We start from the raw sequence: 16676 nt of genomic DNA, 5'->3' as shown, positions 1-16676 counted from the left end.
GGTTGAATAACATGATTAAAAAAGCAATTCTCCCTGTCGCAGGACTTGGCACACGTTTTTTACCAGCCAGCAAATCCATTCCCAAAGAAATGGTGACGGTAGTTGACCGTCCGGCAATTGAATATGTGGTAAAAGAGGCGATTGCAGCTGGAATTGAACAAATTATTCTGGTGACGCATTCTTCCAAAGCATCGATTGAAAATTACTTTGACCGTAACTTTGAACTTGAAACTACACTTGAGCAAAAAAATAAAACCGATTTGCTTAAAGAAGTTACTGAAATTTTACCCCCTCATGTTAGTGTGATTAGCGTACGTCAGCCACAGCCTTTAGGCCTTGGTCATGCGGTACTTTGTGCTAAAGCTGTGATTGGTGATGATGACTTTGCTGTCCTGTTACCAGATGTTCTGGTTAAAGATCAAGATACACAAAATGACCTGTCTCGTATGATTCAACGTTATGAACAATTTCATGCATCACAAATCATGGTTGAGGCAGTTCCTGATCATCTGGTTGATCAATATGGGATTGTAGATGTTTCTGCTTCGCTTGCGGAAGGTGAAAGTACGGTGATGCAAGGTATTGTGGAAAAGCCAGCGATTGGTATGGCACCGTCAAATTTATCTGTAGTAGGTCGTTATATCCTTCCGGCGAAGATTATGCATTTACTGGAGCAGACACCGAAGGGGGCAGGCAATGAAATCCAGCTAACTGATGCGATTGCATTATTACAGCAAACAGAGATTGTCGAAGCTTATCGGATGAAGGGTCAGACCTTTGATTGTGGTAGCAAGCTCGGCTATCTTAAGGCTGTATTACATTATGGCGTAGATCATCCTAAACTTGGTGCAGAGTTTAAAGCATTGATTCAGGAACTCGCCTTATAATAAAAAAGGGATATTATGAAAGTCGCAGTATTAGGAAAAACCTTATTCTCAGGGGTTATTTCAGCTCTATTGGCTGAATGTGGCCATCAGGTCATATGGTGTAATAGCTTTAATCCTGATGAGCCTGCCCGGACTTACTTTCAGGATGAATCCTTACAATTATTGCTACAAAAACAGCAAGAGTTAGGATTCTTAAACTGTTGTGATTTTCAGCATTTGACCTTTAATCAGGATGTCTTTTTTTTCAGTTTTAATGCGACAGAAGAGCAGCTGGCATTTCAGATGTTAAATACCATTCATCATGCCTGCTTTGCACACCCTAAACTGATGATTAATGCATCCACCTTTGGTTTGCATGGTACAGCGCGATTCCAGCAACTTTTACCGAATGATGACTGGGTCTATCTTCCAGATATTATTCAGGAAGGAAATGCTATTCGCAGTTTCGTTCAAGCCACTCAACTGATTGTGGGTTGCGATCAACCTGATGTACAGCTCAAAGTTAGAGAGCTGTTACGTCCCTTGTTTCCTCGTGCCCAGCAATATCTGTTTATGCCTATTCTGGATGCAGAATTTACCAAGTTGAGTATTTCCGGCATGTTGGCTACCCGGATCAGTTATATGAATGATCTGGCAAGTGTCGCTGAAAAACTGGGAATTGATATTGAGCAAGTCCGTCAGGGTATGGCGGCAGATAATCGTATTGGTTCAGCTTATTTATTTCCAGGTGTGGGCTTTGGTGGAGAAAACTTTTCTCATGATATCCGGACGCTGACTCACGCCGTGGCGGATTCAGGGGTAAAAAACCAGTTACTGGAACAGGTTTGGGATATCAATGAGCAACAGAAAGAATTGTTATTCCGAAAGCTATGGAATTATTTCCGTGGAGATCTGCAAGGGAAAACAGTCGCCATCTGGGGAGCTGCATTTAAGGAAAATACTCCAAGTATCCAGCAATCTCCGGTACATGCCATGTTGGTAGCATTGTGGGCCCAAGGTGCGACAGTAAAATTGCATGATCCACAGGCTTTGACCAATATTGAACAGATTTATGGTCAACGTACTGATTTAATCTTATGTGAAGACCAGTATCAGGCGGTAGAAGATGCAGATGCATTGTGTTTAATCACGGCCTGGAAACAGTATGGTAGCCCGGATTATGCTTATCTCAGCAAGTTAATGCAGCATCCTTTGATTCTGGATGGACGTAATCTCTATGACCCTGCTTATATCAAGTCACGCGGTTTTAACTATATTGGGGTGGGACGTTGATGTTAGACCAGCTTAAATCAGACCAGAATAGCAATAATGCTTATAAAAAGCTGAATTCTGTAAAAGAACAATTAAAATCGATCCATTTACGCCAACTCTTTGCAGTAGATCCTGAACGGTTTAACCAATACTCGGTACAATTTGAGGAGGTAGTTTTTGACTATAGCAAACATAGAGTCAATCATGATGCTGTGCAGCATCTGATTGAATGGGCAGAGACACAAAATCTAAGATCCTGGATCGGGTCTTTATTTTCCACTCAGACGATTAACTATACTGAACAACGTGCAGCCATGCACTGGGCCTTACGTTTGCCGAAAGAGGACCAGCAGCATGAAGAACTGGCAGCTGAAGTTCATGCTCAGCTAGACCGTATGTATGCTTTGGTCGAGCAGATTCATGCCGGACAACGCCGTGGCGCTACCGGTGAAGTCATTCAGGATGTAGTGAATATCGGGGTGGGGGGATCTGACTTAGGACCATTAATGGTTAGTCATGCGCTCTCGGATTTCAAATATCAATCTGCCAAACCTTTGAATGTGCATTTTGTTTCGACGATGGATGGTAGTCAGCTGTCTGAACTGCTACACCAGCTACGTCCGGAAACTACGCTTTTTATTATTTCTTCCAAGTCATTTGGAACGATTGATACCTTATCCAATGCTCAAACAGTGCGTTTATGGCTGGAAAAATCTTTAGGCCAGCATCCTTCTATTGTTAAACATCATTTTATTGGGGTATCCACTAAACCTGAAAAAATGACAGCCTGGGGAATTGCACCCGAAAATCAGCTGTTGTTATGGGATTGGGTCGGTGGGCGTTATTCTCTCTGGTCGTGTATTGGTTTGCCGATTGCACTCAGTATTGGAGTGGACGGTTTTAAACAACTGCTTGCTGGTGCTTATGCCGTGGATCAGCATTTCCAGTACAAGCCTCTGGAACAGAATATTCCAGTATTAATGGGCTTACTGGGTGCCTGGAATACGAATTTTCTGGATATTCAGACCCATGCCATCTTGCCTTATGATGGACGTCTGAAATATTTCGCGTCTTATTTGCAGCAATTGGAAATGGAGTCTAATGGTAAATCTATCCAGCGCAACGGTGAAAAAGTACAGCTCGACACTTGCCCGATTATTTGGGGTGAAGTTGGGCCAAACGCTCAACATGCCTTCTACCAGCTGTTACATCAAGGTACTCAAGCAGTCAGCTGCGATTTTATCGCCCCAGTGAAGCGTTATAACAGTCAACAATATACCTATGTCGATAATGCTGATGCTCTGATTGAACAGCATCATCTGGCTTTATCTAACTGTTTGGCTCAATCACGTTTACTGGCATTTGGTAATGATGCCTTGGATCAAACTGAATTGCAGGGTTTACCAGCTTATAAACAATATGAGGGTAATCAGCCGAGCAGCACTATTTTATTACAGGAGTTAAATCCTTATAGTCTGGGAATGCTGATTGCGCTGTATGAGCATAAAGTTTTCGTGCAGTCGGTACTGTGGAATATTAATCCCTTTGACCAATGGGGCGTAGAAAAGGGCAAGGAAATTGCCAATCAGCTCTTGCCTATACTGAATGGTGAGCAAACCGATATTAGTAGTCTGGATGGTTCAACCCAAGGTTTAATTAAAATCCTGACAGCTTGATTAAAATTATAACAGGAAAAACATGGCTAAAATTTTGGTGACAGGTGGAGCAGGTTATATTGGTTCACATACCTGCTTGGAACTATTAAATACGGGGCATGACGTCGTAGTATTGGATAATTTATCTAATAGCTCGGTTGAGTCTTTAAATCGTGTCCAGCGGTTGGCTCAAAAAAGCCTGAAGTTTGTAGAAGGTGATATTCGGGATAGTCAGATCCTAGATCGAATATTCCAGGAAAATACCATTGATGCGGTGATTCACTTTGCTGGCCTAAAAGCAGTTGGTGAGAGCCAGCAAATCCCCCTTAAATATTTTGAAAATAATATTTCCGGTTCAATTAGCCTGGTACAGGCCATGGAGCGTGCTGGGGTCTTCTCTCTGGTGTTCAGTTCTTCAGCCACTGTCTATGGGGAGCTCAACCCTTCACCTTATCAGGAAGATATGCCTCTAGGCATGCCAACCAATAACTATGGCTACACCAAAATGGTGGTTGAACAATTATTGGAGAAGACCGCTCAAGCCAATTCACAGTGGTCGATTGCCTTGCTGCGCTATTTTAATCCGGTAGGTGCACATAAAAGTGGCCAGATCGGAGAAGATCCACAAGGTATCCCGAATAACCTGATGCCATTTGTTACACAGGTGGCGGTAGGGCGACGTGAAAAGTTGTCAATCTTTGGTCATGATTATCCGACTGAAGATGGGACATGTGAGCGGGATTTCATTCATGTTGTCGATCTGGCCAAAGCGCATGTTTTGGCGATTCAGAATCGTTTGCAACAAACGGGTTGCCGTGCCTGGAATATCGGTACAGGAAAGCCTATTTCAGTACTGGCAATCAAGAATACCTTTGAGCAAGTAAATGGAATAAATATTGCATTTGAATATGCACCAAGGCGAGCTGGTGATCTGGCCAGCTTCTATGCAGATAGCCGCCGTGCGACAGAGGAACTTGGATGGACGGCAGCTTATACTCTCGAGGATATGCTAGCTGATAGTTGGAACTGGCAAAAGCAGAATCCCCATGGATATGGATAATAAAATATGAATTTTATTTATGGGATTATGTGTCATCAATTAACTAATCCACTTGTTTATCTTGTAAATGAGCTGATTAAAAGTTCTCATAGTAAAATTTTAATTCATGTAGATAAAAAATCAGATCTTGATCATATAAAAAGATCGTTACCAAGCAGCTCACAAATAGAATTTTTGGCAGAAAGAGTGGATGTGCATTGGGGTGGTTATACTCAAATTGAGGCCACTCTAAAACTTTTAAATTATGCCAATCAATTTGAATATAAGTATTTTTCTTTATTGTCTGGTGATGATATTCCCTTAATGTCTATTGAAGGTATAGAAAAATATCTTTTAAACAGTGATCAGGAATATATTGGTTATGAACTTCAAGCAGATCCGAGAAGCCGGATTAAATATTTATATCCAGATTTCTTTTTTATTAAAGAAAAATCAATTTCAGAGAAAATTAAATGCAAACTAATTATTCTTTTACATAGACTTGGTTTCTATACTCAAAATATAGAAGGATTGCCAAAACTATATAAAGGATCTTTATGGTTTATATTAAGCTATCAGGCGGTTCAATATATTTTGGATTTTATAAAAAATAATAAAGACTATGATTTGGCCTTTAGAAAATCACTGTGTGCCGATGAAGTATATTTTCACACTATTATTCAGAATTCATATTTACAGGAAAGAATTTACCATCCAGAAGATGAGGAACAAGTATCTGAAGGGGGATTAAGATATATCGATTGGATGTCAGGACCAGATTATCCCAAAATTCTAGATGAGTCTGATTTTGATAAGATGAAACAATCAGGTATGTTATTTGCCAGAAAAGTGAAGGCAAATATCGATATAAATCTGCTCAAACAATATTTTCAATATTCATAATAAAAAGAAAAAGCCCTCTTCAAAAATAGACAGTTCGTCTAATTTGAAGGGGGAGTTTTCTAAAGTTTTTTCTAATAGATAGAATTATCCCTGAATTAACTGGGTGAGCTCATCTACATAAGACTGCATTGGACGAGGGTTCTGGTCACGACGACTTTCAATATTCAAGCGTAATAATGGCTCTGTATTTGATGCGCGAACATTTAAACGCCAAGCACCAAAATTCAGACTGACCCCATCAATATAATCAATGATAGGGTTTTGATCAGCAAAGTGGTCGAAGATTTTTTGAATGGTTGCTTGAGTATCAGCCACTTTAAAGTTGATTTCACCTGAGCATGGGAACCTGGCAATCATTGCCTGGACAAGTTCAGACAAAGGCTTCTTGGTTTCTGATAATACCACCACTGCTAATAACCATGGGATCATCCCACTATCGCAATAGGCAAAATCACGGAAGTAATGGTGTGCAGACATCTCACCCCCATACACAGCATTGTGTTCACGCATCACTTCTTTAATGAAGGCATGTCCTGATTTTGATTGAACAGTAATACCACCATGCTGTTCCACAATATCAAGGGTATTCCAAGTCAATCGTGGATCATGAACAATTTTCTCACCCGACTGTTTCAATAAGAATGCTTGTGCAAGCAGACCGACAATATAGTAACCTTCAATGAATTGTCCTTTTTCATCGAAAAGGAAGCAGCGGTCGAAGTCGCCATCCCATGCTAAACCCATATCTGCACCATGTTCGAGTACCGCATTGCGGGTACTATCACGGTTTTCAACTAACAGTGGATTAGGGATACCATTCGGGAAGTTACCATCTGCTTCATGATGAATCTTGATGAATTCAATTGGAACATTCAGTTCTTTGAATTTTTCTTCTAAAGCATCGACTACATGGCCTGCTGCACCATTACCTGCATTCGCCACCAGTTTTAACGGACGGATTTTAGCAGGATCTATATAAGTTAATAAATGGTCGATAAATTCAGGTAGAATATTATACTTCTGAGTAGTTCCCTTGACTGCAACTTCATTAAATGCACCAGCTTCTGCCAAGGCTTGAATTTCTTTTAAGCCGGTATCTGCGCTAATTGGGCGTGAGTTTTCACGTACCAATTTCATGCCATTATAATCCATTGGATTGTGACTAGCAGTTACTTCAATACCACCTTGGACATCTAAATGGAATGCCCCAAAGTAGACTTCTTCAGTACCGGTCATACCCAAATCGAGGACATCGACACCTGCATCATTTAAACCACGAATGGTCGCCTGTTTTAAGTCTTCACTGCTAAGGCGTACATCACAGCCAACTACAACGGTTTTTGGTTGATAAATCTGTCCATAGGCACGACCAATGCGGTAGGCGATATCTTCATTTAATTCGATACCTAACTTGCCGCGAATATCATAAGCTTTGAAACAAGAAAGTTTTTTCATAATTTATTATTTAAGAGTACAATTGAAAAATATATTCTAACCCAAATAAAGATTTTTACCATTCAGCTGGTTACATAATATTAAAATAATGTTTCATTTGAAAAATAAAGTATTGTATTAGAAAAATTATAAGGACGAAAAATATGTCTAATAATAAATTATATTCAATTAATATATTGAGATTTATTGCTGCAAGTTTTGTCTTGCTCAGTCATATAGAAAATAAAGTTCATCAGTATAATATCCTGTCCTTAGAATGGTATCGATTTAGAGGACCAGGTGTTGATATTTTTTTTGTAATGTCCGGGTTTATTATCTGTTTAACGACAGCTAAAAAAAATATAACCCCTATAAAATTTTTAAAAGGGCGGATGCAAAGAATATTGCCTCTGTATTGGTTCTTTACCACTGTGGCTCTTTGTATTTTTTTATATAACCCTGACCTTATTAATATGAGTGGTGGATATACCAATATTATAGCTTCTTATTTGTTAATTCCAGGTGAGCATAAGTTCCTTGTTCAAAATGGCTGGACCCTAAGTTATGATGTTTATTTCTATATCATTTTTGCTTTATCTCTCTATTTTTTTAGAAATAAAATAAATTATATTGCATTAATAGCGGTATTAACCTTTTTGCCCGCTGTAGGAATATTGGTATTAAATTTAGATAAGGTGTTCTTTTTTAATGTGATTCTTTTGGAGTATGCCTTGGGTATATGTGCATATCTCATTTATATAGAATGCAATTTAAACTTTATTCTGAATATTATTCTGATTCTATTGGGAACTGCATTTATTTTTTTTCAGAATATATTTAATGTGTTTGAAACTGTTTTCGGTCGTGCTTTGGACAGGGGAGTACCAGCCTTTTTATGTGTGGTTGGTGTGATTGGTCTGGAAAGCTTTTTTAAAAACCACTATCATAAATTTGTAAATATTTTAGATAGATTAGGGAACACGTCTTATTCTATTTATCTAAGTCACCCATTCATACTGGTTATAGGAACAAAATTATATATAAGCTATTACTTTTTTCAAAATCTTAATTTTGCTTTATTTTTATATGTGATCTGTATTTTCATTGGGTACTATGTAAATAAATTTATTGAAGTCCCTTTAAATAGGGCAGTTAAGAATTCATTTAAATCAAATTCTATATGGATATTAAAGATTAAAATATTTATTCAGAATTTAAGAAATATATAGTTAACCTGTTATATGAGAGTAGTCAATATCCTCATATGTAAGCTAGTAATAAAGTTGCACCCTAAATTTGTGTTAACTAATTGATTTATATAGTGCATGATTTATTATTTTGAAAATAAAGTATCATCGTAAATCATGCTGTATCCTCAACTCCATAAAAAAATCAGTAATAAAGTATCATCCTAAATATAAGGAAATATAATCTAGAGATCAAAGTACTTATGTTATTGATGTACAGATAGGTGCAAGATTAAGTCCCATGAAACGAAGGAATATCCAATTAACAAAAGATATTTTTCAATTTCTTATACTATAGAAATATCAATTAAGTAGATTTTAAAACTTCTATAAATCGGTTTTTCCAATCTTTAAATTCTTTATCGGATATAGTGATCTCAAATTTATTTTTTGGATGGTTAACACCTTTGGGAATACCAATGTTATTTAAGGATTCTGCGGTAGGCCAACGTAAAGAGCGTTTAATAATATCTTCTTTAAATTTTGGAAAATGTTGATCCCAGATTTCCGTATTATTAACCTTAATAATTAATGTAGACAGTGATTTTCGGTTGTCGCTAGTATCAATTTCTAGAATGATAAATTGCTTATTTTGAAATTCTAGTTGTACTTCGGCGATACATCGAAGGATACCATCATCGGTCAGGTGTAGTTTGGATCGATTCACAGCAGGAAGCTTAGAAATGGTAAATTTAACTTTTGATGGAATATGATGCTGTGATCTGAATTCTTCAATCATAGCTTGAAATGCTTCAAATCGTTTCATGAATAGTTCAAGATCATCACTTTCATCTTGACAATTTTCAAACTCTCCTCGGCCAATTTCACCAAAAATACTAGATTCACCTGTACCTACATGAGGTTCAGGTAATATATTTATATCATCGTTATTAATTTTACCTTTTTTACCAGAACGTTTAATTATTGCTTTTTGGGTTTCAAAAGGTGATGCGAGTGACATTATTATTTTTTGTGAATCAATAATTACCGTTGGCTTATCACTATTAGCTTCTTTCTCATTATCAATTATAGGGTCTTCATTTCTTGGAGTTTTACTGCCTCTTGAAGAACCTCCAGAACTTACTTGAGTATTTTTTACAGTAAATTTTGGACTACAAAAAATGACCGTATGATTAATTTCACTAGGTAAGTTTGATATTGCTAGAATTTCATTTACGTAATATTTATTTTGCTTCGCACTAAAATATACTTTTAATGTGATTTCAGTATCCTTTAAGGACGGTGGCACAAAATTGAAGTTCCAAAATTCCCGGAATTTTGTCTGCAATTTCTCACTTAAAAAATTCTTGGAGATGCTTTCAAAAGATGTTCGTGCTTCTGTATCGAGTAATATCCATGCGAGCAAGCGGCGCATCCCTATATTATTAAATTGGGACATTGGGAAGTTACAGAGTACAGGAATATTGATCAGAGTTTGATGATCTTCCTTTATAATATCAAATTCCCGAGTAAGACGGCCTTGATCCAATGCACCACGAGATAGATAGGCATTATGGAAGAATAATACTCTAGCAAGCTCTATCTGAGGTAAAACGATTTCAATATCAGTTAGTTTTGCATGAATATCGCTAACAATATGGCTGAAATGATACTGATTTGATTGATTAGTTACAACATCCCATTTTTGTAAATCATCTATTTTAATAGTGATCGTAGACTCATTAAAAGGAGTAAAGGTTTCAGTCTGATTGAAACGTCGGTTGCGTGCCAGTAATGGCATATTAGAAAAACGAGCGTGGTTTAATATATATTTCTGATCTTTTGTTGAATATTTATCATTTTCTAATCCAATAGTGATATTCCATTCGCTATTCTTTATGTCTTTAAAAATAGAACCTAAAAAAGTAATTCTCGAATTTTTAGGAAAATTTTTAATTTTTATCATCAGGATTTTACCATTTTAATCATTGGTTGATTTACAAAAATGACTATATATTAAAGTTTATTTTATTGAAATTTCAAAGTTTAATTTCAGTAAGGTAACGATTTAATCAAATTAATTTTGAATAATTTGAGAGGATTCAAGAGTGATATATTCTAGAAATCTTTTCGTTTCAGATGTCATTCGTTCTTCACTTAATCCAGCTTTTCGTAGAATGCGCCACTGAGGAATTGATTGTTTATTGATTTTAATATCGATAAACACTTTTGTTAGGCGTCTGATTTGATAACAGCTAATATTTTCACTATACCGTTCTAGAAAAAGTTGAATCAGAGGTAATTTATGTAAATTTTTCTCTAATGTATTTGAATTAGACGTCTGTTTAAACCACCATTTCATAGAGCGTCTCGGGCTATCTAAATCCCAGATTAAAGTATTATTAAGTTGGACAAGTTGCTTTACATAAAAAAGATCGCGTTTTTGCCAATCAATTTTAGTCCCTTGAGGAATAAATTTCTGATGGAAATTTTGGTTTGTCTGCAATAGCCAGTCTTTATCGTTTCGATATAACCATGCATAAAGAGCTGCCTGCAGGTGACGAGCCGGTTTAACCCCATGTTCTTGTACTAAACCTACCCATTTTTCACGATTCTCAGCTCTAGTTATTTCAAAATTAGTATCCTGGAATTTTATTTGATTATTCTGTTGAGTAGTTGCTTTCTGGAAGGACTTAACTTGAGTGAAGATATCTGTAAAAGACCAGTCAGTATTTAAAAAAGCTTCGATTGTAATAATATGCTCCAGATAACTAAAGCTTTTGCGATGCTTTCTAAAAATATGACGTAGCCAACTGGTTTCAGAAGCTAAGTCATCTAAATGGTATTGCTGAAGAAATTTTTCTGGCCACCTTAATGATATTTTTTCTGAAATTTGATCGAAAGCAATTTGGTTTTCCCCACGGATACAGTTATTCCGTCTGGCTAGTTCATTATAAAACATCGTCCACTGTTCATAACTCGGTGATACAAAAGGCGGTGTAGATAACAATTCTATTATTTTAGAACTAATAAAAAGTTCATCACTTGTTGCTGGTACCTGATTCCACTCAGTACAAAAAACATCTGAAGGTGCTATAAAGTCATGTCGATGTAATGATCTTAAATCTAGTCTTGATTCTACAAGATTACCGTGTTGCGGACAGCAAGCTCCCTGAATTTGCCATAAACTCAACCAGTAAAATTCTCCTTTTTGAAACGCTTGCTCTTTCAGACATTGTGGACAGTAACGTAGTCTATGAATAATAGGGACTCGTGAAGCATTAATTCCCAAAGAAAGATGTACCGAACCTTGTGAAATATTACCCATCCATTTGATACATTGTTTTCTTCTTGCTTCAGGCACAAAAGGTGCATATATAGGAAATAATGTATGTTTGTATATTATATTTTGTAGAGTCAATTGTTGTTCAGAATACTGATTAACGATCGCATTAAGATGGCAGGGTAAATCAACCGTCGCAATAACCTGTCTATTTTCAAATACAGCATCAAGTAATTGCTTGGGACTTTCAAATGCCAAGCGGATTCCAGCACGAGCCACCGTACTATAAATTAGCTCATGTTCATAAGGCATAGGGAAATTTAGCATAACTAACTCACTTGTTTGATCCAATCAGGTATATCAAAGATCAAATCTGTTTCAGTTTTTAGATGATCATAAAAGCTTTGACCACTCTTTTTTTGTGAAAATTGAAAACGTAAGTCAACTGAATCCAATGTATGCCATTGATCATATTTAAGTAGTTTAGGTTTGGATATTTTAGGTTTGGAGAGTGGAGGGCTCTTTGTTGAATCTTCATTCTGTTTTAACCAGTCCAAAATAATTGATAGTAGTTCGGTCAAATGCTTGTCAGGATGTTTAATAAATACTTTTTTAACCATCGGTATCAAAATCTTGGAGTCATAACCAAGCTCAAGTAACAGAGCATGTAAACGCATAGATTCATCATGTCCTTGATATTCATCAAGCTCATCTTCTTGCTCAATTGTACTTTCTTCGATTTTGGAAAAAAGTTTTAACAATTGTCTGTCAATTTCAGGTGTGATCAAATCAGGATATTGTGCAATTCGTCGAGCATCACCTGAACGTAAGGCATCTATAATATGATGAATTGGTTTAAAGTCTTCTTGATATGTATTTTGGAGCAATTTTACAGTGATTCGTTCTAAACCAGATTCAATTGCTCGTATTTGTGCAAGGACAAAAAGCTTAACTGTTACGTCTAAAATACCTTGGGTTAGATCAAACCAGCATTGTCGTAACTCCTCTGAGAGTGCGAGATCAGCTTTTCTTAACCACTGATATTTCCAAAGAGCATCTGTAAATGTCATCCACTCAGATTTTCGAACTTTCCCATCTGGGGTTTTTATTACAGGCTCATTTTTTATAGGTTCCCAGTGAATTGAACCAAAACCTACAGCTCGACGTGATGAGCGCAGATCACGTTCAAATATGTTACTTGCTTTAGGTGTTCCTACCATAATGATTGGCAAGCTATAAACATTCACTAAAGTCACAAAGAAATTCAACATTTCATCAGAATTTTTAGATCTGTTTGCCATGAGGTGTTGAATTTCATCAATCACCAAAAGACCGATTGCATGAAGATGAGCAATGTGTCCCATAAGTTGCAAGAGCTTTTGTTCATTATGTCTTTTTTGAGTATATTGTTGCTCATAATTAGTTCCTAAAGCACGGTCAACAGCACTAAAGAAACTTAAATATAGGGATTTAAGTGAGCCATTATATGGGCAGTCTATTTTTAGATAGACCAGCTGAGTGAAATTATGTTCAGGATGATAAATTTTTTGTGGGTAATTTCTAAGAATGCGATTTAACGTGGTTGTTTTGCCACTACCAGAGAAACCGATAAACACTAGACTTTGTGCTGTTGATATTAAATCTGTATGGCGAGAAGCATTAAAATCATTGCTTTTAATATGTTCAAAACTATTTTGTAAATGCCGATTTAAATCACCTGTAGTAATATTTCGTCCTACATAGCCTTTTCTCAACATAATAGAAATTTTTTGTTCTAATGTTAAATGTCGTTTAATAGGGTGAAAAAAATTATTTAATAACTGGGATATAATATGAGCACGAGTATTGTTGGGTAGTTGTCGATCAGATAATTTAAATTCGATAGTACCCCTAATGGCTTGGATTGTATCTTTTGCCTCAAAAATTTCGGGTAGTGCCTCAATAAAAGGGTTTCCCTGATAGTCAGAAACTGGGCTTACTGTATACACTGCATGGTCATTTTTATTAGTCATAATTGTATCCCGCTTATTTGAATTTATTGAATATCAGTTATCATCGTCACAATCTTCAAGGTCATCTAGCAACTCTTGATAAATGCCAAAACGTAGTTTGTAATCTTCATCATTTTCTAAATTTATAAATTGCCTAGACTTAGGTATAGGAATAATATTACTTTGATTTTCTGAAGACTGCTCAGAGTGGTCTAGAACCGTAAATGCAGATTTTGACGATTTTTGGCTGTTGTTTCTCTGTTTCAATCTTTCACTGTCTTTTTCAGCTTGTTTATTTTTACGAAGATCAGTCAACCGTTCTTTTTTACTAAGTGTTGAAGAAGGTTTTTTTGCATCTGCCCGAGCAATAATTGATTCAATATGTTCTTCAAGGCTTGCTTGAGACCTATCGGTTTTTAGGTTTTGAGCCGCTTTCGTTTTCTTTTGTTCGTGTTGAACCTGCCAAACTTCCCAAAAACTACATCCTATGAACTCTCTAGATCTTGGAGAAAGTGTAGCTTCCCAATAATCTAAACTATGCTTCTGATAAAACACATAAATTATTTCTGCATTACTTGGATCATAAGCCACTTGTAATGATTCTGGACGAGAAATAGATTTTTTACGATGCATCCAGCCTTGTTTATATATTTCAGGGCAATTATAAAATACTCCAAACATTTTTAGGCCGAGGTCGGACAAGGTCGCTTTAACTTTAGGTAATAAAGCAACATGTAATGCTTTTTCAGAAACTTGTTTTAACTGACCCACACGATGTTGTATTCCCCAATTCCATAAATGAATAGGAACTAAAGGCAAATCACTAGGCATATCTATATCACGATCATAAGTTGTTAATTGATGGGATGTATTATGTGCAAGTATTGAACCAATAATGATCTGCTTAAATTCAGTTATAGTAAGTGTTGAATCTAATCGGTAGTCAGAGCCCCCACGTTTTTTTTCTTTAACCTGTTGTACTACGCCAGAAGCAAAAGGCTTAAATTTTGTCTGAATAGTTCTGAAATAACGTTCAACAATTGGTTTTAAATCTCCACGATAAGGTGCAGTATTTTCAATACGGATAGAAAAGTTATATTCTAAAGCTTCAATCTGATGTCCTAATAATTCTCCCCGATCTGCCAAAATAGCATCGGGTAATCCAATACATGGCCAGTCATCATGTGTAATTTCATAACCATATTGTTTGCATAACTCAACTTTATCTGTCATAGCGACTTGTAGAGCTTGCATTGCAGTTACATAGGAGGCATTTTCAAATCCAATATAGAAACCAACCACCATTCTACTAAATACGTCAGCAACTAAATAAATAGTGGGTCTTCCAACAATACAAGCACGATCTGAATCTGATACAAGATAAATATCAGCAATGGTTGCATCAATTTCATAGCGAGAACCAGGCCCTAGGACTTGGGTGTTGACAGTAGAATGGAGCTCTCGGATGTCTTTTGCATAGATAATCGGATTGGTTCGAGCAGTAAGTTGAGCCACTTTTGGAAACTCACGCTCATAAAAATATTTAAATTGCCAGATGGTCGGAATTTCGCTATCAGGAGTATCTGGAAATAATGAATGATACATCGTAGAAAATTTACGATAGGCATAACTCAAAGAATTTTTATCCTTTGTTAACATATATTTATTAATATTAATTCTGAAAAGTCGCTCGATATTCTGATCAACTAATGCACCAATACCTTCACTATATTTTCTTGGCCTACCTAGTTTTTTATTTTTTGCAATACGTTTAACACCTTTAGCACCAGAATTGTTATAACTGGGAATAAGTGCATTTGGTGTTTGACCTCGTTGCCAGTATCGACGTGCTAATCTATAAATGGTTTGATGAGTTGTTTTATGCTGCTCAATAATTATTTTAACAAGGCTAAAACGAATAGATGGATCATAGAAATGCTCATTAGATATGAGTAAATCTATAATGTTCATTCCCATATCACGTTTTTTTTGCTGTACAGAGCCTTCTGTCACATTAATCAAGGAGATATCGGCAAAAGGATCATCGGTTATTTCTGCTTCGCCTACTTCTATGGCTGTAATCAGTTCTTCTTTTTTTATTATAGAGGGATTAGCATTAGGATGATTTAAATCAATCCAGATAATATGAGAAGGAATAATTTTAAGAATGCGGTAATCTTTACCTTGAAATTTATATACACTATTGATTCGAAACATGGCGAATCTCCTCCCATATTTCAAAATTTCCTAACTTGATCTCAGAGGCTTTAATCTTTTTATAGTCTTTGGTTATATCGAAAATAAAATAACGTTGAGCAAGCAGTTCTCGGAGCTCAGCTAAAGACGTACCAATCGTTAAATTATATGCTTGATCTATTTTTTTGCTTAAAGTAATTAATTCGAGTTCAGGATATTGTGTAAATATATGAATATAATCATTTAAACGATCATGAATTTCAGCACTAGATTCTCTCATGGCTGGATAAAGCCATTTGATGTTATTCAAAATAACTGAAGGAATTTCTTTTTCTGTAAGGATATACCAAGGTGTATCTGTACTTTTCCAATATCTACGCTCAAGTTCTAGTTTTTCAACGGTTCTTTCATCCTGTAAGCTATTTGTGTATTTAGTTCGGATGACAAAATTTGGTTGGTTAGTACTTTGACTATTTACATAAAAACTTGAACTGATAGTTTGTAGGGCATCTTTAACTTTAGGGTGAGAGATTTGAGCTCTTTCTGAAATTTCGAGCGTAGTGTTGAGAGGCAAGGGAAACTGCTCTCGGATATCAGTAATTAACGGATTCCAGTCTAAAAGTAGAAAAATTGCAAGTTCTAAATCAGATAATAAATGATGGGTGCGTTTCGTTGTATGGCCAAAAACTCGGTGAGAACGACCTTTTGAGCTAACATCTCGTACAGTAATCCATGGCTTATAATCTTTTAGATAGCCTTGACCACGTCCTTCTTTGATCCAGCGTTTCTGCTGATGTTCTGTAACCATAACAAATCGCCCGCTATTCTTTATTTATTCAGAATAGCAGGC

Annotated in this window: 12 protein-coding genes; 6 read left to right on the top strand and 6 right to left on the bottom strand. The window is 36.3% G+C overall.

Annotated elements, in window-relative coordinates:
• Nucleotides 1-11: 11 nt before the first annotated feature.
• From galU to FTV18_RS10080, 5 genes are read left to right on the top strand one after another with little or no spacing between them, the layout of a single operon-like run.
• Nucleotides 12-887 carry a UTP--glucose-1-phosphate uridylyltransferase GalU gene (galU, locus tag FTV18_RS10100; protein ID WP_180017892.1) on the top strand — a complete coding sequence of 292 codons (876 nt, stop codon included), beginning with the start codon at nt 12-14 and terminating at the stop codon, nt 885-887.
• Between the two features lie 15 nt (nt 888-902).
• Nucleotides 903-2159: a nucleotide sugar dehydrogenase gene (locus tag FTV18_RS10095; RefSeq protein ID WP_180017890.1), complete on the top strand. Its 1257-nt coding sequence runs from the start codon at nt 903-905 to the stop codon at nt 2157-2159.
• Nucleotides 2159-3814 (top strand): glucose-6-phosphate isomerase, encoded by a 1656-nt coding sequence (gene pgi, locus FTV18_RS10090; protein ID WP_180017888.1) that lies wholly within the window; start codon nt 2159-2161, stop codon nt 3812-3814. Before FTV18_RS10095 ends, pgi begins: the two co-directional genes overlap by 1 nt.
• Nucleotides 3815-3836: 22 nt before the next feature.
• Nucleotides 3837-4853: a UDP-glucose 4-epimerase GalE gene (gene galE, locus FTV18_RS10085; protein WP_180017886.1), complete on the top strand. Its 1017-nt coding sequence runs from the start codon at nt 3837-3839 to the stop codon at nt 4851-4853.
• A gap of 6 nt (nt 4854-4859) precedes the next feature.
• The gene (locus FTV18_RS10080) at nt 4860-5735 is read left to right on the top strand and encodes a beta-1,6-N-acetylglucosaminyltransferase (RefSeq protein ID WP_180017884.1); all 876 of its coding nucleotides are present in this window, start codon (nt 4860-4862) and stop codon (nt 5733-5735) included.
• 84 nt (nt 5736-5819) lie between these two features.
• Here FTV18_RS10080 and FTV18_RS10075 read toward each other — a convergent pair whose 3' ends face one another.
• Nucleotides 5820-7190: a phosphomannomutase CpsG gene (locus FTV18_RS10075; protein ID WP_180017882.1), complete on the bottom strand. Its 1371-nt coding sequence runs from the start codon at nt 7188-7190 to the stop codon at nt 5820-5822.
• Nucleotides 7191-7333: 143 nt separating this feature from the next.
• Between FTV18_RS10075 and FTV18_RS10070 the strand changes: the two genes are divergently transcribed.
• The gene (locus FTV18_RS10070; RefSeq protein WP_180017880.1) at nt 7334-8398 is read left to right on the top strand and encodes an acyltransferase; all 1065 of its coding nucleotides are present in this window, start codon (nt 7334-7336) and stop codon (nt 8396-8398) included.
• Nucleotides 8399-8723: 325 nt separating this feature from the next.
• Here the strand turns inward: FTV18_RS10070 and FTV18_RS10065 are convergent, their stop codons facing one another.
• From FTV18_RS10065 to FTV18_RS10045, 5 genes are all read right to left on the bottom strand, one after another.
• On the bottom strand, nt 8724-10322 hold the full coding sequence (locus tag FTV18_RS10065) for a Tn7-like element transposition protein TnsE (protein ID WP_180017877.1): 1599 nt from the start codon (nt 10320-10322) through the stop codon (nt 8724-8726).
• A gap of 111 nt (nt 10323-10433) precedes the next feature.
• Nucleotides 10434-11966, bottom strand: a complete 1533-nt coding sequence (locus FTV18_RS10060; RefSeq protein WP_180017875.1) for a TnsD family Tn7-like transposition protein — start codon at nt 11964-11966, stop codon at nt 10434-10436.
• A gap of 2 nt (nt 11967-11968) precedes the next feature.
• Nucleotides 11969-13651, bottom strand: a complete 1683-nt coding sequence (locus FTV18_RS10055) for an AAA family ATPase (RefSeq protein ID WP_180017872.1) — start codon at nt 13649-13651, stop codon at nt 11969-11971.
• Between the two features lie 33 nt (nt 13652-13684).
• Nucleotides 13685-15847, bottom strand: coding sequence for a DDE-type integrase/transposase/recombinase (locus FTV18_RS10050; RefSeq protein WP_180017870.1), 2163 nt, complete (start codon nt 15845-15847; stop codon nt 13685-13687).
• Entirely contained in the window at nt 15831-16634 is an 804-nt protein-coding gene (locus FTV18_RS10045) for a TnsA endonuclease C-terminal domain-containing protein (protein WP_180017868.1), read from the bottom strand. The genes FTV18_RS10050 and FTV18_RS10045 overlap by 17 nt, the downstream gene beginning before the upstream one ends.
• Nucleotides 16635-16676: the final 42 nt, after the last annotated feature.

Origin of the sequence: Acinetobacter sp. YH12241 (assembly GCF_013417535.1) — a bacterium.
GTDB lineage: Bacteria > Pseudomonadota > Gammaproteobacteria > Pseudomonadales > Moraxellaceae > Acinetobacter.
Note: the sequence above shows the minus strand (reverse complement) of the source record. Positions and strands in the feature narration are given on the sequence as shown.